The 24,142-nt window shown below is 71.3% G+C and carries 16 protein-coding genes; 12 read left to right on the top strand and 4 right to left on the bottom strand.

The window, feature by feature from the left end:
- Positions 1 to 87 precede the first annotated feature (87 nt).
- On the bottom strand, positions 88 to 675 hold the full coding sequence (locus ACH41F_RS27890; RefSeq protein ID WP_398837981.1) for an NADAR family protein: 588 nt from the start codon (positions 673 to 675) through the stop codon (positions 88 to 90).
- 179 nt (positions 676 to 854) lie between these two features.
- Between ACH41F_RS27890 and ACH41F_RS27885 the strand changes: the two genes are divergently transcribed.
- From ACH41F_RS27885 to ACH41F_RS27850, 8 genes are all read left to right on the top strand, one after another.
- Complete coding sequence (locus tag ACH41F_RS27885; RefSeq protein WP_398837979.1) at positions 855 to 2,390, top strand: gamma-aminobutyraldehyde dehydrogenase; 1,536 nt, start codon at positions 855 to 857, stop codon at positions 2,388 to 2,390.
- A 53-nt stretch (positions 2,391 to 2,443) separates the two neighbouring features.
- Complete coding sequence (locus tag ACH41F_RS27880; protein WP_391232434.1) at positions 2,444 to 3,691, top strand: extracellular solute-binding protein; 1,248 nt, start codon at positions 2,444 to 2,446, stop codon at positions 3,689 to 3,691.
- Between the two features lie 2 nt (positions 3,692 to 3,693).
- Positions 3,694 to 4,875 (top strand): polyamine ABC transporter ATP-binding protein, encoded by a 1,182-nt coding sequence (locus tag ACH41F_RS27875; protein WP_391233003.1) that lies wholly within the window; start codon positions 3,694 to 3,696, stop codon positions 4,873 to 4,875.
- Positions 4,875 to 5,804, top strand: coding sequence for an ABC transporter permease subunit (locus ACH41F_RS27870; RefSeq protein WP_391232432.1), 930 nt, complete (start codon positions 4,875 to 4,877; stop codon positions 5,802 to 5,804). The genes ACH41F_RS27875 and ACH41F_RS27870 overlap by 1 nt, the downstream gene beginning before the upstream one ends.
- Positions 5,805 to 6,605, top strand: a complete 801-nt coding sequence (locus ACH41F_RS27865; protein ID WP_391232431.1) for an ABC transporter permease subunit — start codon at positions 5,805 to 5,807, stop codon at positions 6,603 to 6,605.
- Between the two features lie 49 nt (positions 6,606 to 6,654).
- Entirely contained in the window at positions 6,655 to 8,082 is a 1,428-nt protein-coding gene (locus ACH41F_RS27860) for an FAD-dependent oxidoreductase (protein ID WP_391232430.1), read from the top strand.
- Between the two features lie 143 nt (positions 8,083 to 8,225).
- Positions 8,226 to 8,675: a hypothetical protein gene (locus ACH41F_RS27855; protein ID WP_391232429.1), complete on the top strand. Its 450-nt coding sequence runs from the start codon at positions 8,226 to 8,228 to the stop codon at positions 8,673 to 8,675.
- An 88-nt stretch (positions 8,676 to 8,763) separates the two neighbouring features.
- Positions 8,764 to 10,557: a carbohydrate binding domain-containing protein gene (locus ACH41F_RS27850; protein ID WP_391232428.1), complete on the top strand. Its 1,794-nt coding sequence runs from the start codon at positions 8,764 to 8,766 to the stop codon at positions 10,555 to 10,557.
- Here ACH41F_RS27850 and ACH41F_RS27845 read toward each other — a convergent pair.
- Both ACH41F_RS27845 and gabT read right to left on the bottom strand, forming a co-directional pair.
- Positions 10,496 to 11,332: a phosphatase PAP2 family protein gene (locus ACH41F_RS27845; RefSeq protein ID WP_398837975.1), complete on the bottom strand. Its 837-nt coding sequence runs from the start codon at positions 11,330 to 11,332 to the stop codon at positions 10,496 to 10,498. The genes ACH41F_RS27850 and ACH41F_RS27845 overlap by 62 nt on opposite strands.
- A gap of 308 nt (positions 11,333 to 11,640) precedes the next feature.
- Entirely contained in the window at positions 11,641 to 12,975 is a 1,335-nt protein-coding gene (gene gabT / locus ACH41F_RS27840; protein ID WP_391232427.1) for a 4-aminobutyrate--2-oxoglutarate transaminase, read from the bottom strand.
- 264 nt (positions 12,976 to 13,239) lie between these two features.
- Between gabT and ACH41F_RS27835 the strand changes: the two genes are divergently transcribed.
- The 3 genes from ACH41F_RS27835 (at position 13,240) to ACH41F_RS27825 (ending at position 19,076) form a co-directional block, all read left to right on the top strand.
- Entirely contained in the window at positions 13,240 to 15,657 is a 2,418-nt protein-coding gene (locus ACH41F_RS27835) for an ATP/GTP-binding protein (protein ID WP_391232426.1), read from the top strand.
- A gap of 149 nt (positions 15,658 to 15,806) precedes the next feature.
- Positions 15,807 to 17,453, top strand: a complete 1,647-nt coding sequence (locus ACH41F_RS27830) for a PucR family transcriptional regulator ligand-binding domain-containing protein (RefSeq protein WP_391232425.1) — start codon at positions 15,807 to 15,809, stop codon at positions 17,451 to 17,453.
- A gap of 177 nt (positions 17,454 to 17,630) precedes the next feature.
- Entirely contained in the window at positions 17,631 to 19,076 is a 1,446-nt protein-coding gene (locus ACH41F_RS27825; RefSeq protein ID WP_391232424.1) for an aldehyde dehydrogenase family protein, read from the top strand.
- A 209-nt stretch (positions 19,077 to 19,285) separates the two neighbouring features.
- Here ACH41F_RS27825 and ACH41F_RS27820 read toward each other — a convergent pair whose 3' ends face one another.
- Positions 19,286 to 22,120 (bottom strand): glycoside hydrolase family 3 C-terminal domain-containing protein, encoded by a 2,835-nt coding sequence (locus ACH41F_RS27820; protein ID WP_398837971.1) that lies wholly within the window; start codon positions 22,118 to 22,120, stop codon positions 19,286 to 19,288.
- Positions 22,121 to 22,448: 328 nt separating this feature from the next.
- On the opposite strand from ACH41F_RS27820, the gene ACH41F_RS27815 reads away from it, so the two are divergent.
- Positions 22,449 to 24,140 (top strand): extracellular solute-binding protein, encoded by a 1,692-nt coding sequence (locus ACH41F_RS27815; RefSeq protein WP_391232422.1) that lies wholly within the window; start codon positions 22,449 to 22,451, stop codon positions 24,138 to 24,140.
- Positions 24,141 to 24,142 lie beyond the last annotated feature (2 nt).

Genomic DNA, 24,142 nt, shown 5'->3' with positions numbered 1-24,142 from the left:
GGGGGTGTGGGGAGGGGGCCGCTCGGAGATCGGGTGTTCGGGGTGACGACGTTCAGGACGGGGTGGGGCGCCGCAGACCCGAACCTCTCAAACCCCCCGCAACCGCTCCCGCGCCGCCATCAGCGCGAACCCCAGCAGGTTCGGCCCCCGCCACCGCTCCGGATCCAGTGCCCCCTCGTCCGTGGCTGCGAGCCCGATCCCCCACACCCGGTCCACCGGACTGGCCTCCACCAGCACTCGCTCTCCGGTGCCCAGGAGGAACGACCGCAGCCCGTCGTCCGAGCCGAACTTGTGGACGCTGCCCTCGACGACGATGCCGAAGCGCTCCCGCTCCCAGGTCGCGTCGTCGAAGCCCCGGACCAGGCGCCCCTCCTTCTTGGCGAGCGACGGGTGGTCCGCGGCCAGGACCCGCCGCTCCGCCTCCGCGTCCCCGAAGAGCCGCGCCTTGCCCGCCATCATCCAGTGCTCGGCGGTCGCGTACGTCACCCCGTCCACCACGAACGGCGACGGCCACCACTGGCTCAGACAGCTCGCGCCGAGCCGGCCGTCCGGCAGTGGGCGGTGTCCCCAGAAGGACAGGTACTTGACCCTCGCCCCCGCTCGGACCGTCCTGACCAGGGTGTCCCGAGAATCGATCGTCGTCATGCATGCGAGTCTGGCAGCCACCACTGACATTCCGTCCTGGCTTTTCCATGTCGGCTCGACACCTGGTCGACAGATTCCGTCGCGTAACTAAAAGGCAACAACGGAATCCCTTGTCGGACGCCACTTGCTCTGTCAGGATCGGCACTCAAATCGAGCTGGAGCTACGCATCCGTCCACGGGAACGTGGGCCGGCGGCGGAGGAGAGCGACATGCACAAGCCGGGCAACGTCACCCCGGACCGATTCCCCGCGCAGGAACGCTTCGCGGACGGTGCGCAGTACATCTCGGGCCGCCTCACCCAGGGCACCTCGGGGCGTACGCACGCGGTCGTGGACCCGTCGACCGGCGAGGAGGTGTACACCTACGAGCTGGCGAGCACCGCCGACGTGGACGCGGCCGTCGCCGCGGCCCGGGAGGCCTTCCCCGGCTGGGCGGCCACCACCCCGGGCGAGCGCTCGGACGCGCTGCACCGCTTCGCCGCCGTGCTCGCCGACCGCGCCGAGGACTTCGCCCGCGCCGAGTCCCTCCAGTGCGGCAAGCCGCTCAAGCTCACCCGTGAGTTCGACGTGCCGGGGACCATCGACAACACCGCCTTCTTCGCGGGTGCCGCCCGGCACCTCCAGGGCCAGTCGGCGGGGGAGTACTCCGGCGACCACACCTCGTACGTGCGGCGCGAGCCGATCGGTGTCGTGGGCTCCATCGCGCCCTGGAACTACCCCCTCCAGATGGCCGCGTGGAAGATCCTCCCGGCGATCGCCGCGGGCAACACCATCGTGCTCAAGCCCGCCGAGCTCACCCCGCTGACCTCGCTGCTGTTCGCCCGGGCCGCCACCGACGCCGGGATCCCCGACGGGGTCGTCAACATCGTCAACGGCACCGGCAAGGACGTGGGCGAGCACCTCGTCGGACACCCCGACGTGGCCATGACCTCCTTCACCGGGTCGACGGCGGTGGGCAAGCGGGTCGCCGAGATCGCGACGGCGACCGTCAAGCGGCTGCACCTCGAACTCGGCGGCAAGGCGCCCTTCGTCGTCTTCGACGACGCCGACCTCGACGCCGCCGTCAACGGTGCCGTCGCGGGCGCGCTCATCAACACCGGCCAGGACTGCACGGCGGCCACGCGCGCGTACGTGCAGCGGCCCCTCTACGAGGCGTTCGTCGAGAAGACCGCCGCGTTGATGGAGTCGGTCCGCCTCGGTGACCCCTTCGCCCCCGGTACCGACCTCGGCCCGCTCATCTCGCACGTCCAGCGGGACCGGGTGGCCGGCTTCGTGGACCGCGCGCGTGCCTACGCGCGCGTGGTGACCGGCGGCGAGGCTCCTCAGGGAGACCTCAAGAGCGGCGCGTACTATCGGCCCACCCTGGTCGCGGACGCCGCCCAGGACAGCGAGATCGTCCAGTCCGAGCTGTTCGGTCCCGTCCTCGTGGTGCTGCCCTTCGACAGCGACGACGAGGGCATCCGGCTCGCCAACGACACCCCGTACGGGCTCGCCGCCTCCGCGTGGAGCCGGGACGTCTACCGGGCGAACCGGGCGACACGCGAGATCCAGGCCGGGTGCGTGTGGGTCAACGACCACATCCCGATCATCAGCGAGATGCCCCACGGCGGATACAAGGCGTCCGGCTTCGGCAAGGACATGTCCTCGTACTCGTTCGAGGAGTACACGCAGATCAAGCACGTCATGTTCGACAATACGGCGGTCGTCAGGAAGGACTGGCACCGCACGATCTTCGGGGACCGATAGCAGCTCAGGCCGCCCGACCCGCGGCCGACCACTCCCGAAAGGGCACCACGCGCATGGAGCAGTACGAGCCCGACCGCCTGAGCCCGGCCCAAGTGGCCGCCATGCGGCGCAGCTTCCAGGGCGGCCGGGCCGCCATGACCCGGCGGTCCGTGTTGCGCGCCTCGGCGGGCGGCGCGCTCGCCGTCGGCGGTCTCGGGGCGCTGACCGGCTGCGGCATCCCCGCTGCGGGCGACACCAAGGGCGGCGTCTCCGCGGAGGACCACTCGGCCGAGGAGAAGACCGTCAGCTTCTCCAACTGGACCGAGTACATCGACGTGGACGAGAGCGAGAAGCACCACCCCACGCTCGACCAGTTCAAGCGGCGCACCGGCATCTCGGTCAAGTACACCGAGGACATCAACGACAACGTCGAGTTCTTCGGCAAGATCAAGCCGCAACTCGCCGCCGGCCAGGACACCGGCCGCGACATCATCGTCCTCACCGACTGGCTCGCCGCCCGGCTCATCCGGCTCGGGTGGGTCCAGAAACTGGACCCGTCCCACCTGCCGCACGCGTACACCAACCTGTCGGCGCAGTTCCGCAACCCCGACTGGGACCCCGGGCGGGCCTACTCCTACGTCTGGCAGGGCATCTCCACCGTCATCGCCTACAACAAGAAGGCGCTCGACGGCGTCGAGGTCAGGTCGGTCTCGGATCTGCTCGACAACCCCAAGCTCAAGGGCAAGGTCGGCTTCCTGTCGGAGATGCGCGACAGCGTCGGCATGACCCTGCTCGACATGGGCAAGGACCCGGCGAACTTCACCGCCGACGACTACGACGCCGCGATCGCGCGTATCCAGAAGGCCGTCGACAAGGGCCAGATCCGCCGCTTCACCGGCAACGACTACACCTCGGACCTGAGCAGCGGCGACTTCGCGGCCTGTATCGCCTGGGCCGGTGACGTCGTCCAGCTCAAGGCCGACAGCCCGGACATCGACTTCCTGATCCCGGACAGCGGTTACATCACGTCGACCGACAACATGCTCATCCCCAACAAGGCCCGGCACAAGACGAACGCCGAGCGGCTCATCGACTTCTTCTACGAGCCGAAGCCGGCCGCCGAGCTCGCCGCGTACATCAACTACGTGACGCCCGTCGACGGGGTGAAGGCGGAGCTGGAGAAGCTCGACCCGGACGCGGCGAACAACCCGCTGATCATCCCGGACAAGGCCATGGCCGCGAAGTCCCACGCCTTCCGCTCGCTGAGCTCGAAGGAAGAGACCGAGTTCGAAGTGAAGTTCGCGAAGCTGACTGGGGCGTGACCATCGTGACCGACAAGACCGCCAAGAACGGCAACACCGACAAGACCGACACCACCGGTGACGTCCGCCTCTCGGGCATCAGCAAGACGTACGACAACGGCTTCACCGCCGTACAGCCGCTGGACCTGACCGTGCCGCAGGGCTCCTTCTTCGCCCTGCTCGGCGCCTCCGGCTGCGGCAAGACCACCACCCTGCGGATGATCGCGGGCCTCGAGGAGCCCACCACAGGCACCGTCTCGCTCGGCGAGCAGGACGTGACCCGGCTGCCGCCCTACAAGCGGCCGGTGAACACGGTCTTCCAGTCCTACGCCCTCTTCCCGCACCTCGACATCTTCGAGAACGTCGCCTTCGGCCTGCGCCGGCGCGGCATCAAGAGCGTGAAGAAGCAGGTCGAGGACATGCTGGAGCTGGTCCAGCTCGGTGAGCAGGCGCGCAAGAAGCCGCACCAGCTCTCCGGCGGCCAGCAGCAGCGAGTCGCGGTCGCCCGCGCGCTGATCAACACCCCCAAGGTGCTCCTCCTCGACGAGCCCCTCGGCGCCCTCGACCTCAAGCTGCGCCGCCAGATGCAGCTGGAGCTCAAGCGCATCCAGACCGAGGTCGGCATCACCTTCGTCCATGTCACGCACGACCAGGAGGAGGCCATGACCATGGCCGACACGGTCGCCGTGATGAACGCGGGCCGCGTGGAGCAGCTCGGCTCGCCGGCCGACCTGTACGAGAACCCGCGGACGACGTTCGTCGCGAACTTCCTCGGCACCTCGAACCTGATCGAGGCGGAGGTCGACGCGAAGAGCGGCGACGACATCGTCCTGAAGGCCGGCGGCGGCAAGCTCGTCCTGCCCGAGTCGCGATGTTCGGCGCCCACCCGGACCGGCGGCAAGGTGCTGGTCGGGGTCCGCCCGGAGAAGATCTCCCTCACCCACGCCGACGACGCGGGCCAGATCCCCGAGGGCCGCAACCGCATCACCGGCACGATCGCCAACGGCAGTTTCATCGGCGTCTCCACGCAGTACGTCATCGACAGCGCGGTCTGCCCCGAGTTCGAGGTCTACGTCCAGAACATCGAGCGGGACCCCCGGCTGGTGCCCGGCGCCGACGTCGTCCTGCACTGGAGCCCGGCGCACACCTTCGGCCTCGACGCCTCCCAGGACATCGACGCCGGTGTCGAGGAAGAGGTCGCCTGATGGCCACGCTCACCGAGGCGCCGCCGCCCCTCTCCCCGACGGCGCCCGAGAAGAAGCCCCCGCGCAGGCGTGGCCGCCTGGTGCCGTACTGGCTGCTGCTGCCCGGCATCCTGTGGCTGCTGGTGTTCTTCGCGCTGCCGATGATCTACCAGGCCTCCACGTCCGTGCAGACGGGGTCCCTGGAGGAGGGCTACAAGGTCACCTGGCACGTCGCCACCTACTGGGACGCGCTGTCCGAGTACTGGCCGCAGTACCTGCGCTCGATCCTGTACGCGGGTTCGGCGACGATCCTGTGCCTGATCCTGGGCTACCCGCTGGCCTACCTCATCGCCTTCCGGGCGGGCCGCTGGCGGAACCTGATCATGATCCTGGTGATCGCCCCCTTCTTCACCAGCTTCCTGATCCGCACCCTCGCCTGGAAGACGATCCTCGCGGACGGCGGCCCGGTCGTCGGCGCCCTCGACACCCTGCACGTCCTGGACGTCACCAGCTGGCTCGGCTGGACCACCGGCGACCGCGTGCTGGCCACGCCGATGGCGGTGGTGTGCGGTCTGACGTACAACTTCCTGCCGTTCATGATCCTGCCGCTCTACACCTCCCTGGAGCGCATCGACACCCGTCTCCACGAGGCCGCGGGCGACCTGTACGCCAAGCCGGTCACGACCTTCCGCAAGGTCACCTTCCCGCTGTCGATGCCCGGTGTGGTCTCCGGCACGCTGCTGACGTTCATCCCCGCCGCCGGTGACTACGTCAACGCCGACCTGCTCGGCTCGACGGACACCCGCATGGTCGGGAACGTCATCCAGTCCCAGTTCCTGCGGATCCTGGACTATCCGACGGCGGCGGCGCTCTCCTTCATCCTGATGGCCGCCATCCTCGTCATGGTCACGGTCTACATCCGCAGGTCCGGAACGGAGGATCTGGTTTAAATGGCCTTCGTCAACTGGCTCAAGCGCAAATTCGTCGTCATCGCGGGACTGCTCACGCTCGGATATCTGCTGCTGCCCAACATCGTCGTGACGGTGTTCTCCTTCAACAATCCGAAGGGGCGCTTCAACTACGAATGGCAGCAGTTCTCCCTGGACGCCTGGAAGGACCCGTGCGGGGTCGCCGGCATGTGCGACTCGCTGTCGCTCAGTCTCCAGATCGCGTTCTGGGCGACGATCGGCGCCACCGTCCTGGGCGCGATGATCGCCTTCGCGCTGGTCCGCTACCGCTTCCGGGCGCGCGGCGCCGTGAACTCGCTGATCTTCCTGCCGATGGCGATGCCCGAGGTCGTCATGGCCGCCTCGCTGCTCACCCTGTTCCTCAACCTGGGCGCGCAGCTGGGCTTCTGGACGATCCTCATCGCCCACATCATGTTCTGCCTCAGCTTCGTCGTCACGGCCGTCAAGGCGCGGGTGATGTCCATGGACCCGAGGCTGGAGCAGGCCGCGCAGGACCTCTACGCCGGCCCGTTCCAGACCTTCGTCCGGGTCACCCTGCCGATCGCGGCCCCCGGGATCGCGGCGGGCGCGCTGCTCGCCTTCGCGCTCTCCTTCGACGATTTCATCATCACCAATTTCAACGCGGGCTCGACCGTCACCTTCCCCATGTTCGTCTGGGGTTCGGCGCAGCGCGGCACACCCGTTCAGATCAACGTGATCGGCACGGCCATGTTCCTGGTCGCCGTCCTTCTCGTCCTGACCTCTATGGTCGTCAGCAATCGCCGTAACAAGCAAAAGGCCTAGCCTCACCGGTCCGGCCCTTTGCGAAAAACCCTGGTAGGGAGTTGAAATCATGGCCCCGAGCGCCATGAGCCGTGGCAGTCATCCGATCAAGGCACTCTCCGAAGCGCGGCCGGTCCCGTACTGGCTGGACGACCCCGGCAAGCCCGACCCGGAACCCGCCCTCACCGGCCCCGAGACCTGCGACCTGCTGGTCGTCGGCGGCGGCTACAGCGGACTGTGGACCGCGCTCCTCGCCAAGGAGCGCGACCCGGGGCGGGACGTGGTCCTGCTGGAGGGCCGCGAGGTGGGCTGGGCCGCCTCGGGCCGCAACGGGGGCTTCTGTGCCGCCTCCCTCACCCACGGGCTGCCCAACGGGCTGACCCGCTGGCCGGACGAGATCCACACCTTGCAGAAGCTGGGCGCCCGCAACCTCGACGAGATCGAGAAGGCGGTCGCCCGCTACTCCCTCGACTGCGACTTCGAGCGCACCGGCGAGATCGACGTCGCCACCGAGACGTACCAGGCGTGGGAACTGCGCGACTGGTACGAGGAGATGGAGCGCGAGGGCCTCGCCGAGGGCGTCGAATGGCTGGACGCGGAGGCGGTACGCGAACAGGTCGACTCACCGACCTTCCAGGGCGGCCTGTGGGACCGCCGAGGCGTGGCGATGCTCAACCCGGCCAAGCTGGCCTGGGGCCTCAAGCGCGCCTGCCTCGACCTCGGCGTCCGGATCCACGAGCACACCCCCGCCCTGACGCTGAAGCAGTACGGCGCCGGCATGGGCGTACGCACCCCCTACGGCTCGGTCCGCGCCCGCAAGGTCGCGCTCGGCACCAACATCTTCCCCAACCTGGTCCGGCGGGTGCGCCCGTACACCGTCCCGGTCTACGACTACGCGCTGATGACCGAGCCGCTGAGCGGCGAGCAGCTCGCGCGGATCGGCTGGAAGAACCGGCAGGGACTGGGGGACTCGGCGAACCAGTTCCACTACTTCCGGCTGTCGGCCGACAACCGGATCCTGTGGGGCGGTTACGACGCGGTCTATCCGTACGGCGGTCGCGTCCGCGCCGAGTACGACGACCGGCCGGAGACCTACGCCAAGCTCGCCGAGCACTTCTTCACCTGCTTCCCGCAGCTGGAGGACGTGCACTTCACGCACGCGTGGGGCGGCGCCATCGACACCTGCTCGCGCTTCTCGGCGTTCTTCGGCACCGCGCACCACGGCAACGTGGCCTACGCGGCGGGCTATACGGGCCTCGGCGTCGGCGCGACCCGGTTCGGCGCCGACGTGATGCTGGACCTGCTCGACGGCGAGGTCACCGAGCGGACCTCGCTGGAGATGGTCCGCAAGAAGCCGCTGCCGTTCCCGCCCGAGCCGTTCGCCTGGACCGGCATCGCGCTGACCAAGTGGTCACTGGCCCGGGCCGACTCCCGCGGCGGGCGGCGCAACCTGTGGCTGAAGGCGATGGACAGGCTGGGGCTCGGCTTCGACAGCTGAACCCTGTGCGGTGGGCCTCGGACGCTCCGGGTGTGATCCGGTTCACTCCAACGGGGTCCCGGAACCCGCGTAATGCTCCCGCACGGACCTCCCTCTCCCTCGTGACGCGACCCGCGTCCACGAAGGAACAGGGAGGTCTTCTCATGACTGGGGCGAAGACGGCGGTCGAGTGGCTGGCATCGGTGGCTCCGGATCCCGAGGCCTGCCGCTGGGAATGGGAGCGCAATCCCCTCGGGGTCGCGCTGCTGCCCGCCGGCAAGGCCTGGGACGTGCTCATCCTGCCGGGCGAGCTGGGCTATCCCACGCTCGACGTCCTCACCCGCATCATCGACCAACCGGGCCCGGTGCTGGCCGACTTCGGCGACGCCCGGATGGGTTTCCTGGTGCCGCCGGGCACGGCCGCGCGCTGGGTCGGCACGGGGATCCGCACCGCCGGTGCGGGGACCTGGATCGTCGTGCCGTACCCGGGCCGTTCCACCGGCGGTGTCCGCTGGCTGGTCCCGCCGGACGGCTCCGGCACCCTGACCGATCCGGCACTCCTCGAACTGGCGATGCACGAGGCGGCGGCGGGCCTGGCGGAGGAGGACGGATAGGCGGTTGTCCGAGGTCTTGACAACCTGATTGGTCTGGACCAAATTGGGTGCGCTCCACCCTCCAATTCCCCCAGCTCCGGAGGCACTTGTGGACCGCACCAGACCTGTCGTCGCCGCCCTCACGGCCACACTCCTGGCCGCAGGCGGCGTCACCGCGCTCTCGTCGGCCGCCCGTGCGGCCGACGCGGACCTCGCACGCAACGGCGGCTTCGAGGCCGGCCTCGACGGCTGGGCCTGTTCGGCCGGCACCCCGGTCAACAGCCCGGTGCGCAGCGGAAGTCGGGCCCTCCAGGCGACCCCCGCCGGTGGCGACAACGCCCGGTGCGCCCAGACCGTGACCGTGAAACCCGGCGCCCAGTACACGCTCACCGGCCATGTGCGCGGCTCGTACGTGTACCTCGGCGCGAGCGGCACCGGCACCACGGACGTCTCCACCTGGACCCAGTCCGCCCCGACCTGGCAGCAGCTCACCACGACCTTCCGCACCGGCCCCGCCACCACCCGGGTCACGATCTACACCCACGGCTGGTACGGCACGGGCGCCTACCACGCCGACGACATCTCGCTCACCGGCCCCGGCGTCGACGCCGGTCAGCCTCCCGCCACGCCCGCCGCTCCGGTCGTCGGCACGGTCACCTCCTCCAGCGTGGCCCTGTCCTGGCCGCCGGTCACCGGCGCCACGAGCTACGCCGTGTACCGGGACGGGACCAGGGCCCAGACGGTGAACGGGACATCGGCCACGATCGCCGGGCTCACCCCGTCGACCGCGTACGCCTTCCAGATCACCGCTCTCAACGACGCCGGTGAGTCCGCGCGATCGGCCACCGTCACCGCGACCACCACCACCGGCTCGGGCGGCTCGACCGACCTGCCCGCCCACGCCCTCGTCGGCTACCTCCACGCGAGCTTCGCCAACGGCTCCGGCTACACGCGCCTGGCCGACGTGCCCGACAGCTGGGACGTCATCGACCTGGCCTTCGGCGAGCCGACCTCGGTCACCTCCGGGGACATCCGCTTCGAGCGCTGCCCGGTCACCGAGTGCCCGAACGTCGAGAGCGACGCCGAGTTCAAGGCGGCGATCAAGGCCAAGCGGGCGGCCGGCAAGAAGGTGCTCATCTCGATCGGCGGCCAGAACGGCCAGGTGCAGCTGACCACCACCGCGGCCCGGGACGCCTTCGTCAGCTCGGTCTCGAAGATCATCGACGAGTACGGGCTCGACGGCCTGGACATCGACTTCGAGGGCCACTCGCTCTCCCTGAACGCCGACGACACCGACTTCAAGAACCCGAGGACCCCGGTGATCGTGAACCTGATCTCGGCGCTGAAGACACTGAAGGCGAAGTACGGCTCCCGGTTCGTGCTGACGATGGCCCCCGAGACCTTCTTCGTCCAGCTCGGCCACCAGTACTACGGCACCGGCAAGTGGGGCGGCCAGGACCCGAGGGCGGGCGCCTACCTCCCGGTCATCCACGCGCTGCGCGACGACCTCACCCTGCTGCACGTCCAGGACTACAACTCGGGCCCGATCATGGGCCTCGACCAGCAGTACCACTCCATGGGCGGCGCCGACTTCCACATCGCCATGACCGACATGCTGCTCACCGGCTTCCCGGTCGCGGGCGACGCGAGCAACGTCTTCCCGCCCCTGCGCCCCGACCAGATCGCCATCGGCATGCCGGCCTCCCCCAACGCCGGCAACGGACACGTGGCCCCCGCCGAGGTCACCAGGACCCTGGACTGCCTGACGAAGAGGACGAACTGCGGCTCGTACACCCCCCACGGCACCTGGCCCGCACTGCGCGGACTGATGACCTGGTCGATCAACTGGGACCGGTACGGGAACGGGGAGTTCCAGAAGACGTTCGACGGCTACTTCGGCTGACGAAGAGGCTGACGAACAGGACGAACGCGGTCAGCAGCACCGTCGACAGGCACCAACTGGCCACCACGTCCAGTGGCCAGTGGTAGCCGCGCCGGACCAGACCGTAGGAGACGCCGAGGACGAGGGCCGCGGCAAGGAGGATCAGCGCGCCGCGGGCCCGCGGGAGCCAGGGGGCGAGGAGGAGGGCCGCGGCGCCGTACGCGATGGCCGCCGTGGCCGTGTGGCCGGAGGGGAAGTAGCCGGTGGCGGGCGGTACGACGGGGGTGCCGGGGCGGTCGGTCAGCACCTTCAGCGGGACGATCAGCGCCGGGACCAGGGCCATCAGCACGGCCGCCGCGAGGGAGGGCAGCCACCACCGGTCGGTGCCGGTGCGGCGGGCCCGCAGTGCGGCGTACACCAGCGCGATCGCCAGGACCGGGACCGCGACCTGGACATTGCCCAGATCGGCGAGGAGCTCCGAGGCGCGGTCGGGGTGGACGAGGGCCTTGCTGACCCGTTCGTCCAGCGTCACCAGGGGGCCGTCGACGACGACCTGCCAGGTGATCAGCGCAAAGAGCAGGGCGGGCAGCCTGAGAAGGAGGAAGGAGGTCGGCCGCCCCGGAACAGGGGGGGTGGTTCCGGGGCGGCCGACCGGACCGGATCGTCGCGCGCCCCGGGGGGTTTGGGGCGGGCGACCGTCCGATCGGTGAGGAGATCCAGAGCCGGAGGCTCCGGTTGTGTGCGCGAGGGCACGACCAGGTCGAAGCTGGGGAGGCCCCGGCCTGATGTCGCCCACAGTCCCCTGTGGGCGGGGTGTATCTCTCATCTGGGTAGAACCTACGGCAGCCGATGGGTCCAGGACAGCCGGAATCGAAACCCGACAACGACCTCGCACACGTTCTTCACACGCTCTGACGGCGACCGCCCCAGACCCGGAATCCGCTGTGGATCCAGGGCTGGGGCGGGTGTGACGGGAGTGACCCGGGGCGGGGGCGCCCGGTGTGCTCCCCGGGGCGTCGGACAGCGCGCGCAGGCCCTCTCGGACCCGCGCGAAGACCGCCTCGGACCCGCGCGAAGGCCCGCTCAGCTAGGTGCCGAGCCCGTTCAGATCCGCGCGAAGGCCTGCTCGATGATGTCGAGGCCCTCGTTCAGCAGGTCCTCGCCGATGACCAGCGGCGGCAGGAAGCGCAGCACGTTGCCGTACGTGCCACAGGTCAGGACCAGCAGGCCCTCCTGGTGGCAGGCCTTGGCGAGCGCGGCGGTCGCCTCCGCGTTCGGCTCCTTGGTGGCGCGGTCCTTGACCAGCTCGATGGCGATCATGGCGCCGCGGCCCCGCACGTCACCGATGATGTCGAACTTCTCGGCCATGGCGCCCAGGCGGGCCTTCATGATCGCCTCGATGTTCTTCGCCCGGGCGTTGAGGTCGAGCTCCTTCATCGTCTCGATGGAGCCGAGCGCGCCGGCGCAGGCGACCGGGTTGCCGCCGTACGTGCCGCCCAGGCCACCGGCGTGCGCGGCGTCCATGATCTCGGCGCGGCCGGTCACGGCGGCGAGCGGCAGACCGCCGGCGATGCCCTTGGCGGTGGTGATCAGGTCCGGGACGATGCCCTCGTCCTCGCACGCGAACCACTGCCCGGTCCGGCAGAAGCCGGACTGGATCTCGTCCGCGACGAAGACGATGCCGTTGTCGTTGGCGAACTTCACGATCTCCGGCAGGAAGCCCTTGGCCGGCTCGATGAAGCCGCCCTCGCCCAGTACCGGCTCGATGATGATCGCGGCGACGTTCTCGGCGCCGACCTGCTTGCTGATCTGGTCGATGGCCTGCTTGGCGGCCTCGGGGCCGGCGTTCTCCGGGCCGGTCGGCCAGCGGTAGCCGTACGCCACGGGCACCCGGTAGACCTCGGGCGCGAACGGGCCGAAGCCGTGCTTGTACGGCATGTTCTTCGCGGTCAGCGCCATCGTCAGGTTCGTACGGCCGTGGTAGCCGTGGTCGAAGACGACGACGGCCTGGCGCTTGGTGTACGCACGCGCGATCTTGACGGCGTTCTCGACGGCCTCGGCGCCGGAGTTGAACAGCGCGGACTTCTTGGCGTGGTCACCCGGGGTGAGCTCGGCGAGGGCCTCGGCGACCTCCACGTAGCCCTCGTACGGCGTGACCATGAAACAGGTGTGGGTGAAGTCGGCGAGCTGGGCGGCGGCCCGGCGTACGACGGCCTCGGCGGAGGCGCCGACGCTGGTCACGGCGATGCCGGAGCCGAAGTCGATGAGACGGTTGCCGTCGACGTCCTCGATGATGCCGCCGCCGGCCCGCGCGGTGAACACCGGCAGCACCGAGCCCACGCCCTGCGCGACCGCGTCGAGGCGGCGGGCCTGCAGCTCCTGCGACTTCGGGCCGGGGATGGCGGTGACGATCCGGCGCTCCTGCGGAAGTGCGCTCATGAGGGGCTCCTGGGGTGGTGCGAACGAGGTCTGTGCGGATGCTTCTCTTCTTTTCTCGCAGGCTAGGACGGCGGGCGGGAGGTGGGCATGCTCCATGTGGGCGTGGTCCGGGGGGCAGGTTTGTCCGCGGTGGACATGGCGCGGGTGTGCGCGGCGCGGGGGACCGCCCCTGGGCGACGGCCGCGTAAGCGGTGAACTCCCCTTGTGGGGGCGTTAGATTGGCCGCTGACGGTGGACGGAACGGCTGGTCAGGGAGCGAAGGCGATGGACAGCGACGGGACGCGGGACGCGCGGGGTACGCATGCGAGTCCTGTGCCGCGGCCGGCGGGGCCACCGGACGTGCCGAACGCGCCGCCGCGCCCGGCCCACGCGCCGGGAGCGTCCGTGGCCGACTGGCTCAACGAGCCCCGGCCGAAGACCGAGCCCGGCATCTGGCGCTTCGGCTACCGGCTGCCCAAGGCCGCGACCAGGACGGAACGGCTCAATCCGGTGACCGTCGCCGGCATGCTCATCCCGTTCGTCCTGGCGCTCGTGATGTGGTCCTTCTGGCGGCGCGGCGCCCTGCCGTACCAGTACACGCTGCTGCGGCTCTTCACCCCCGACGACTGGTGGTGGGGCGGCACGCTCGCCTCCCCGAAGCGGCTGGAGGGCCAGTCGCTGGAGTACCCGGGCGTGGAGGCCCTGGAGGTCTACAGCGGCCTCTTCTTCGCCGTGCTCCTCTACGTGGCGGGCCGGCTCGGCAGCTGGCCGGCCGTCGTACGCCACCTCGTGCGCCGCAGGCCCCAGCCCGCCCGCGCCCTGGTGGCCGCCCTGGGCGCCCTGGTCACCCTCGCCTTCGTCTTCCCGGACGCCTTCCCCGGCGTCGGCTGGGACGCGCTGCCCGTGGTGAACCCGCTGTTCTCCCTCATCGCTCTCCTCAGCGGCGGCTACGGCGTCTACACCTCGCCCTGGGCGACGGACGCGCTCTACGCCCTGATCACCGTCCTCGTCCTGTGGCCCTTCGCCCGGATCGGCGGCTGGTGGTCCCTGGCCCGCGCCCAGCTCGCCGCCCGGCGTCGCGCCGCTCAGGGACAGGACCCCGCGCCCGTCGCCGAGCAGCCGCGCGCCCGCTGGCCCGAGCTGCGCGAGGCCGGGCAGCACCAAGCCGCCGACCTGCTCACCGCCGAGGTGCTGGCCGGGCGGATGAACGACGTGGACTGCGCCCGCGTCGAGCGCGCCTGGCACCGGGCGCGCGGTCAGGGCCGGCTCGCCGCGTTCACGGACACCGTCCTGCGCCAGGGCGCCGCCGCGCTCACCCACCCCTCCGGCGCCCGTGACCTCCCCGGCCGCACCGCCCGGCACGACCTGCTCACCGGCCAGGTCCGCATCGGCCGCTGGGCCGCCTCCGAGCGCACCCCACGGGCCTACGGCGGCGTGGGCGCGGCGCTCGGGCCGGGCACCCTCGCCACCTCGCTGCTGGTCGTCGGGCCCTCGGGCGCCGGGAAGACCCGGCAGGTCATCGCCCCTGTGGTCGAGTCCCTCGCGCTCCAGGCGCTCACCGGCGGCTGCGCCGTCGTCGCGGTGTGCGGCGCCGGCACACCGCTCGGCCCGGACGCGTCGTACGACGTCGTCGTGCGGGTCGGTGACCCGGCCTCCCTGCACGACCTCGACCCGTACGCGGAGGCCGAGGACCCCGACGAGGCGGCCGCCCTCCTCGCCGAGGCGCTGGCCGGGGACCTCGACACCGTGAGCCCCGAGCGCGCGGCGCGGGCGCTCGCCCAGCTCCTCGGCCCCTACCGGACCGCTTACGGGCACTTCCCGCCGCTGCCCGTCCTGCGCGACCTGCTGGATGGGGACCCGGCCGCCCTCGCGGAGCTGCGCGAGCGGCTCGCCGGGGAGGGGTACGACGGGCGGCAGGCGGTGATGCGCCGCGAGCTCGACGCGCGCGCCCGGCAGAGCGGCGGCCCCGGCGACCCGGGCCCCCTGCTCGCCGACCGGCTCGCGCTCCTCGACCGGCCCGCGTTCGCCGGGTTCTTCGGTTCCGCGGGTCCGGCGGCCGACACGGTCCGGCCGTTCTCCCTGCGCGCCCTCGCCCACCACCCCCTGCGGGTCCGCGTCGACCTGCCCGCGCACGGCCACGAGGAGGCGTCCCGGCTCATCGCCCGGCTGGTCCTGGCGCAGTTCGGCGAGGTCGTCCGGGACGGGGCGCGCGAGCACTTCGCCGCCCTCGTCCTCGACGACGCCACCGGCACCGTGACCCCGGGCTCGGTACGGCGGATCCAGCGGCTGCGCTCGCAGAACGCGGGCGTCGTGCTCGCGCTGCGCACGGTCTCCGACGTCCCCGAGGCGCTGCACGGGCCGCTGTTCGGGGCGGTCGGCTGCCGGATGGCGCTGTCCGGGGTCACCACCTGGGACGGCAGCCGTTTCGCGGAGGCCTGGGGCACCGAGTGGGTGGAGACCAAGGACGTCGCCCAGCACACCGTTTTCGCCGACCAGCCGATGACCCGGGCCATGCACGCCCTGCGCAAGCTGGTGACCGGCAAGGCGGTGACCACGGAGGCCGTGACCGTCCGCCAGGTCGAGCGGGAGCGCTGGTCCGCGTCCGAGCTGGCGCACGCCGTGCCGCCGGGACACGCGGTGCTGTCGCTGACCGGGGTCGAGGGGGAGCACGCGCCGCCGCTGCTGGTGGACCTGCGAGGTTAGGCCGGGACGTGCGGTGACCGGGGGACCGTACGGCGAGGATCTGCGGTCACCGGGGGACCGTACGGTGAGGCAGAATCGGCACAGGCCGTTCATACACCACGGCCAAATGATCACCAGTCTCCGCTGATCCTCGTAGACCTGAAGGCCCCATGCCCCCCACGCTCGCCTCGCTCGTCCACCACTCCGCGCTCAAGCTGACCGTGCGGGCGGGCGAGGGCCGGCTCGACGTGCCCGTGCGCTGGGCGCATGTCAGCGAGCTCGCGGACCCGGTGCCGTACATGGAGGGCGGGGAACTGCTGCTGATCACCGCGCTGAAGCTGGACGCGGAGGATCCCGAGGCCATGCGGCGGTATGTGAAGCGGCTGGTCGGGGCCGGGGTCGTGGGGCTCGGGTTCGCGGTCGGGGTCAACTACGACACCGTTCCCGAGGCGCTGGTCGAGGCGGCTGAGGCGGAGGGGCTGCCGCTGCTGGAGGTGCCCCGGCGCACCCCCTTCCTCGCCATCAGCAAGGAGGTCTCCGCCGCCATCGCCGCCGACCAGTACCGCGCGGTGACGGCCGGGTTCGCGGCGCAGCGGGAGCTGACCAGACAGGCGCTGACCCACGGGCCGGAAGGGCTGCTCGCCGCGCTCGCCTCGCAGGTGGACGGGTGGGCGGCGCTGTACGACGCGTCCGGCGCCGTCGTCGCCGCCGCGCCCGAGTGGGCGGGGCGGCGGGCCGCGCGGCTCACCGCGGACGTGGCACGGCTGCGCGAGCGGCCCGCGCCCGCCTCCTCCGTGGTCGGCGCGCCCGACAACGAGGACCGCGTCGAGCTGCACTCCCTGGGCACCGGGAGACGGACCCGCGCCGCGCTCGCGGTGGGGACGGCGGCGGCACCGGGGACGGCCGAGCGGTACGCCGTCCACTCGGCGATCGCCCTGCTGACCCTGACCACCGAACGCTCCCGGTCGCTGCACGCCGCCGAGCAGCGGCTCGGGGCGGCGGTGCTGCGGATGCTGCTGGCGGGGGAGCCGGACCACGCCCGGGCCGTGGCCGGGGATCTGTACGGGGCGCTGCTGGACGCCCCGTTCCGGGTGCTCGTCGCGGAGGCGGTGCCGGCGGTGCGGATGCCGGGCGAGGAGGCGCCGGCCCGACCCGCGGGGAAGCCCTCGGCCGCGGCGCCGGCCGACTCCGGCGGTGATCCGCTGGGCGCGCTCACCGAGGTGGTGGAGTCCGCCGCGGCACGGGCCGGGGAGGCGGTGCTCGTCGTTCCCGAGGGGGAGCGGCTGGTGGTGCTGGGCGCGGACGGGGGCGCGGCGGTCGGGGCGTGCGAGGAGTACGCGGCCGCCCTGGAGGCCGGGCGGGGCGCCGAGCAGGGCGGTGCGGGGGAGGAGTGCGAGCTGGTCGTCGGGGTGTCGGCGCCGGTGGGTCCGGTCGCCGCGGGGGCCGCGTACAAGCAGGCCGACCAGGCGCTGTCCGTCGCGCGGCGGCGGGGGCGGGTGTACGTCGAGCACGAGCAGCTGGCCTCCGGTTCCGTGCTGCCGCTGCTCGCCGACGACGCGGTGCGGGCGTTCGCCGACGGGCTGCTGCGCGCCCTGCGCGAGCACGACGCCACCGGCCGGGGGGACCTGGTCGCCTCGCTGCGGGCCTGGCTGTCGCGACACGGCCAGTGGGACGCGGCGGCGGCCGACCTCGGGGTGCACCGGCACACCCTGCGGTACCGGATGCGGCGCGTGGAGGAGATCCTGGGACGCTCGCTGGACGACCCGGACGTACGGATGGAGCTGTGGCTGGCGCTGAAGGCGACGTCCACGCCGTAGCCGTACGACGGGCACGGAGCAGGCGTACGGCGTCCGCGGAGCAGGCGTACGCCAAAGAGGCGCAACCGCGGGTCCGATCACTACGACTCGGACAAACGCCCGTCCCTCCGCCCGGCCCTACCGTGGACCCGAAAGCCACGCACCACATCCCCAACGCGGAAGGGCCGGAACCCGCATATGACTTCCACCCACGCCTTCTGGCTCGCCGGCCGCCAGGTCACCGGCGAGGACAGCTTCGACGTCAGCTCGCCGTGGGACGGGCGGGTCGTCGGCAAGGTCAGCGTGCCCAGCGCCGCGCAGGTCGAGGAGGCCGTCGCCGCCGCGTACGCCGTGCGCGACGAGTTCGCCGCCACGCCCGCGCATGTGCGCGCCGCCGCCCTCGACCACGTCAGCCGTCGGCTCGCCGAGCGCACCGAGGAGATCGCGCAGCTGATCTCGGCCGAGAACGGCAAGCCGATCAAGTGGGCCCGCGGCGAGGTCGGCCGGGCCGTCTCCGTCTTCCGGTTCGCCGCCGAGGAGGCCCGCCGGTTCAACGGCGGCGAGGCGCAGCGGCTCGACACCGACCTCGGTGGCCAGGGCCGGCTCGCCCTCACCCGGCGTTTCCCCAAGGGCGTCGTGCTCGGCATCGCGCCCTTCAACTTCCCGCTCAACCTGTGCGCCCACAAGGTCGCCCCGGCGATCGCGGCCGGCGCGCCGATCATCCTGAAGCCGGCCCCCGCGACCCCGCTCTCCGGGCTGATCCTCGGCGACCTGCTGGCCGAGACCGAGCTGCCCGCGGGTTCCTGGAGCATTCTGCCGGTCCCGAACGACCAGATGCCCGCCCTCGTCCAGGACGAGCGGCTGCCCGTGATCTCCTTCACCGGTTCCGAGAAGGTCGGCTACGCGATCATGGACTCGGTGCCCCGCAAGCACTGCACGCTGGAGCTCGGCGGCAACGGCGCGGCGGTCGTGCTCGGCGACTACGCCTCCGACGCCGACCTCGACTGGGCCGCGACCCGGATCGCGACCTTCTCCAACTACCAGGGCGGGCAGTCCTGCATCTCCGTGCAGCGGGTCATCGCGGACGCCTCGGTGTACGACCGGCTGCTGCCGCGGATCGTCGCCGCCGTCGAGGCCCAGGTCACCGGTGACCCGAGCGACGACAAGACCGACGTCGGACCGCTGGTCAGCGAGGACGCCGCGATCCGCGTCGAGGCGTGGGTCAAGGAGGCCGTCGAGGCCGGCGCCACCCTCCTCACCGGCGGCGAGCGCGACGGCGCCTCCTACGCGCCGACCGTCCTCGCCGAGGTGCCGGCCGACACGACGATCTCCTGCGAGGAGGTCTTCGGACCGGTCCTCACCGTGCGGAAGGTCGAGGGCGAGGCCGAGGCGTTCGCGGCGGTCAACGACTCCAAGTACGGCCTTCAGGCGGGTGTGTTCACCCATGACCTCCAGGCCGCCTTCCGCGCCCACCGCGCGCTGGAGGTCGGCGGTGTCGTCATCGGCGACGTGCCGTCCTACCGCGCGGACCAGATGCCGTACGGCGGCGCCAAGCAGTCCGGTGTGGGCCGCGAGGGCGTGAAGTTCGCGATGGACGACTACACCTACGAGCGGGTGCTCGTCCTCACGGGGCTCGCGCTCTGACCCCCTGAAAAGGACCGACGGCCGGAGCCCGCTGTGCGGGGGCTCCGGCCGTCGTCACGGCGGCCGACGGTCCTCGCGCGACCCCTAGCTAATGGGAACCATTTTCAGGTAAGGTCGCGGCAGCGACGCCGGCTCGCTGACCCGAAGGGGCCCGGCACCGATGCCTTCCGGTGCCGGGCCCCTTCACTGTGCCGGTCTCCTCCGGACCCTCAACCGGAGAAGCCGACGTGCGCGAGCCGCAGCGGGCCCCGCAGCCTGAGGCGGACGTCGTGCACGCCGGAGGCGGTGAGCGGGGCGCGCAGCGTCACATGGTCGTACGGTCCGGACGTGGGCGCCGCCGGTGACAGCGCCGCCGACGCCGGGGCGCCGTCGAGCGAGACCTCCACCGAGCCCTCGCCGGCCACGGTCACCGTCACCTCGCTGACCCCCGTCCCGAAGTCACAGGCGCGGTAGACCAGTTCGGCCGCCCCGCTGTGCGCCGGAGTCACCGCGTCCCCCGCCGTCTTCGTACGGTCGACGATCGCGACGCCGCTGTGCTCGTCGAAGTCGGCCCCGTCCAGGCCGCGTTCGAGGACCGGGCGTGGGCCGCCCGGCTCACCCTCCAGCATCACCGTCGTGCGCAACCGCACATCCTCGCTGGAGGCGCCGACCAACAGCTCGTACGGGCCCGGCTCCAGCCGCCACCGGCCGTGCGCCACGTCCCAGAACTCCAGGGCCGCCAGGGGGACTTCGAAGGAGAGTTCCTTCGTCTCGCCGGGCGTCAGGGTGATCCGCTCGTGGGCCGCCAGCTCGCGGCGCGGACGCGGCACCGAAGGGTCCGCGGCGCGCGTGTAGAGCTGGGCGACCTCGTCGGCCGGCACGTCCCCGGTGTTCGTGACCGTGAACGAGACGTGCACCGCCTGCTCCGACACCCGGGACCTCAGGTCCGCGTAGGAGAAGGACGCGTAGGACAGCCCGTGGCCGAAGGGGAACAGCGGGGTGCCCTCGTAGTACAGGTAGGTCTGGCGGCTCCCGAGGACGTCGTAGTCGAGCAGGTCCGGCAGGTCGGCGTCGTCGGCGTACCAGGTCTGCGGGAGGCGGCCCGCGGGGGAGACGTCACCGGCCAGGACCCGGGCCAGCGCGGTGCCGGCCGCCTGGCCGCCGTGCGCCGTCCACAGCGCCGCGCGCAGCGGGCCGGGCTCGAAGGCGTAGGGGTAGGCGGAGACCAGCGCCAGCACCGTGTTCGGGTTGGCGGCGCGGGCCGCGCGCAGCAGCCGCTCCTGGTGCCCGGGCAGCGCGAGCGTCGTGCGGTCCTCGGTCTCACGGCCGTTGATGTGCGGGTCGTTCCCCGCGACCACCAGGACCACGTCCGCCTCGGCGGCGACCCTGGCCACCGCGTCCTCGCCGCGCTCGGCGATGATCAGCTCGAAGATTTCCGCGTTTTCGTCGGCAACCTTTACTCCGTCCGCGCCGACACAGACGTGGCGACCCGTGCCGACGTGCCTGAGGAGGTGTCCGTGTCCGTGGGGTTCCAGCCGGAACGTCTCCTGGACGACCCAGCCTCCGGGCTGGTCGGCGGAGGCGCGCAGCGCGCCGTCCTCGGCGACCGAGACGTAGCGGCCGTCCGGCGCGCGCAGGGTCAGGACGCCCTCGCCCCAGTCGACCAGGGCGAACTCCGTGCCGACCGGGTCGGTGGTGAGCGGCGGGAGATCGGTGCGGCCCGCCAGCAGGGCCGGGTCGAGGGCGCCCTCCGCGCCGCGCACCGCGTCCTCGACGTCCGCCTCGGGCACGGACAGGAAGGTGCCGTCCGAGGTCTTCAGCCGGACCCGGTCCACCCCCTCGGCGAACTGCACGCGGTCGGCGCCGAACCGCTCGTACAGGCCCTCCAGCGGGGTGGAGCGGTGGATCAGCGTACCGCTGTACCAGTCGAGCTTGCACTCGTCGGCGAGCAGCCCGACCACCGCGAGCCGGGTGTCGGCGGCGAGGGGCAGCACGCCGTCGTTGCGGAGCAGCACGACCGCCTGCTCGGCGGCCTCCCGCGCGAGGGCGCGGTGGGCCGGCGTGTCGAAGTCGGCGGTGCGGGCGGACGGGTCGTCCTGCGGGTCGAACTCGCCGAGGCGGAAGCGGACCGAGAGCTGGCGGCGGACCGCGGCGTCGATGTCGGCCTCGGTCAACAGGCCCTGGGCGTAGGCCCCCTTGATCCGGTCGATCATCTGCGAGCTGTCCGTGCCGTGGTCGGTGAAGCTGTCGACACCGGCCAGCAGGGAGGCGGCGGTGGCCTCCTCGTGGGTGTCGTAGTAGTGCTCGTGGTCGACCAGGTTCGACGGCGCGCCCGCGTCCGAGCAGACCAGCAGGTCCTCCTCGGTCCAGGTGCGCAGGTGCTCGCGCAGGTACGGGGAGACGTGGTTGGGGCGGCCGTTGACCAGGTTGTACGCGGGCATCACACCGGCCACCGCGCCGGCCTCGACGGTCTCGCGGAAGGCGCGCAGATCGTACTCGTGCAGCACGCGCGGGCGCACCGAGCTGGACGAGGTGGCCCGGTCGGTCTCGTTGTTGTGGGCGAGCCAGTGCTTGAGGACGGGCGCGGTGCGCCAGTACGTCGGGTGGTCGCCGCGCAGGCCCCGGGTATAGGCGACGGCGATCGCCGAGGTGAGTTTCGGGTCCTCCGAGTAGCCCTCCTCGTTGCGGCCCCACAGGGGGTGGCGCAGCAGGTTGACGGTCGGGGCCCAGACGTTGAGGCCGACGCGGTCGTCGCGGGCCCGCATCGCGCGGACCTCCTGGGAGACCGCCTCGCCGACCCTGCGCACGAGATCCGGGTTCCAGGTGGCGCCCAGGCCGACCGCCTGCGGGAACACCGTCGCCGGGCCCATCCAGGCCACCCCGTGCAGGGCCTCCTGGCCGGTGCGGAAGGCCGCGATGCCGAGGCGCTCCACGGCGGGCGCGAACTGGTGCAGGAACGCGGTCTTCTCATCGAGGGTCAGCCGCGACAACAAGTCGTCGATGCGCTTCGCGAACGGCAGATGCGGATCGCGGAAAGGCGGCGTGGGCGGCGTCTGTGCGGTCACCTGGGGATCCCCTTGGAGTGGAGCTGCGGAGCGCTTTCGAAGCGCTTCGATGCTCATTCGACCCGGGGGTGGGTGTCAAGAGACCTACGCCTCGACTTCAGGCAGTGCATAAGAAAAGGTGGCCCCTCGCACCTCGGAGGAATATTGGGAACGACCCTTGTGCACCCACAGGGCTTCACTTAACCTCACAGCAACATCGAAGCGCTTCGACTGCGGTCCTCGACCGAACGCGTCGGAGCAGCGCTTCAGCTCAGCCAGTTCCACTCAAGACACCGCAGCCGACGGCCCTACCGCCGGGTGTCCTGGTGCGCCACGAAGGGTTGACGCAATGACGCCGAACGCCTCCTCCGCCGCTTCCGGACCGAGCAGGAGAAGCTTCCTCGCCTCCTCGGCGGTCGCCACCGCAGCGGTGGCCGGCGGGATGCCGCTGCTCGCCGCCTGCGGCGGGTCGGACAACGGGTCGCGTGACGGCACCACGTCGAGCAAGGACGCGAAGAAGATCCTCCCGGCGTATGTGGCGAGCAACGTCGTCACGCCGGACATCCCGTCCAAGAACGGCTCCCCGGTCGGCTTCACCAGCAAGCTGGACCTGGCCGGCCTGAAGACCTCGGTGCCCAAGAAGCTCGGCAAGGGCGGCCGGGTCACCATCATGTCGCCGTTCTGGGGCTCCCCGCCCAAGGCCGGCAACGCCTACTACAAGGCGATGAACGCCCTGATCGGCGTCGACGTCCGCTGGCAGAACCAGGACGGCAACACCTACGACCAGAAGCTCGGCGCGGTCCTCGCCTCCAGTGACGTCCCGGACGTGGTGGTCGTCCCCGGCTGGAACATGGGCGGCAAGATACCGAGCGCCATCATCAGCAAGTTCGCCGACCTCGGCCCCTACCTCTCCGGGGACGGGGTCAAGGACTACCCGAACCTCGCGGCCATCCCGACCGGCGCCTGGCAGCGTTCCATCTTCGGCGGCAAGCTGCGCGGCCTGCCGATGCCGGCACCGTCCGCCCCCTCGATGGTGCCCCTGTACCGGCAGGACATCTTCGACAAGGAGGGCTACGAACTCCCCAAGTCCTGCGACGAGTTCATGGCCCTGGCCAAGGAGATCACCAACGCCCGGGCCAGGCGCTGGGCGTGCCTCGACATGAAGTGGACCGCCTTCCAGGCCTTCGGGGTGCTCTCGGGCGCCGAGAAGCCGCTCGGCTGGAACCTCGTCGACGGCAAGATGATCAACCGCATCGAGACCGAGGAGTTCCTCGAAGCCCTGGAGTGGTCCCGCAAGCTCTTCGCCGCCGGCGTCGTCCACCCCGACTCCGCGCTGGGCAAGAACGCCCCCGACCCGGGCCCCAAGTTCGCCAAGGGCGAGTTCCTGATCTACCCGAACAACATCTCGCAGTGGTGGGGCCGCACCGCCGAACAGGCGGTCCAGAACCCGGACTTCAAGATCTGGGGCATGGACCTCTGGGGCCACGACGGCGGCACCCCGGTCCTGTGGGCCGAACAGCCCGCCGGCATCTTCGCCTTCGTCAACAAGAAGGCCTCCGAGTCGGTCGTCCGCGACGTGCTCGCCGTCGCCAACGTCACCGCGGCGCCGTACGGCACCAAGGAGTACATGATGACCAACTACGGTGTGGAGGGCACCCACTACACCGTCAAGGACGGCGTCCCCACCAAGACCGACCAGGGCAACCTCGACGTGATGAACGCCTACGTCATGGTGGCGAGCCCCGCCCCGACCACCGCGCACCCCGACTTCCCCGAGGTCGCCAAGGGCCAGGTCGAGTGGCAGCAGCGGATGGGCGCCTTCGCCAAGAAGTCCTCCTTCTGGGGCATGCAGATCACCGAGCCGGGCCGCTACACCAACCTCTCCAACGACTTCGAGCAGCTGGAGGACGACATCGTCCGCGGCCGCAAGAAGATCAGTGACATGCAGCAGGCCGTCTCCGACTGGAAGAGCAAGGGCGGCGACAAGCTCCGCGACTGGTACAAGCAGATCCTCGACGAGAACGGCTCCGCGGCCGGCTGACC

It is taken from the genome of Streptomyces sp. NPDC020489 (assembly GCF_044386545.1).
Classification (GTDB): domain Bacteria; phylum Actinomycetota; class Actinomycetes; order Streptomycetales; family Streptomycetaceae; genus Streptomyces.
Note: the sequence above shows the minus strand (reverse complement) of the source record. Positions and strands in the feature narration are given on the sequence as shown.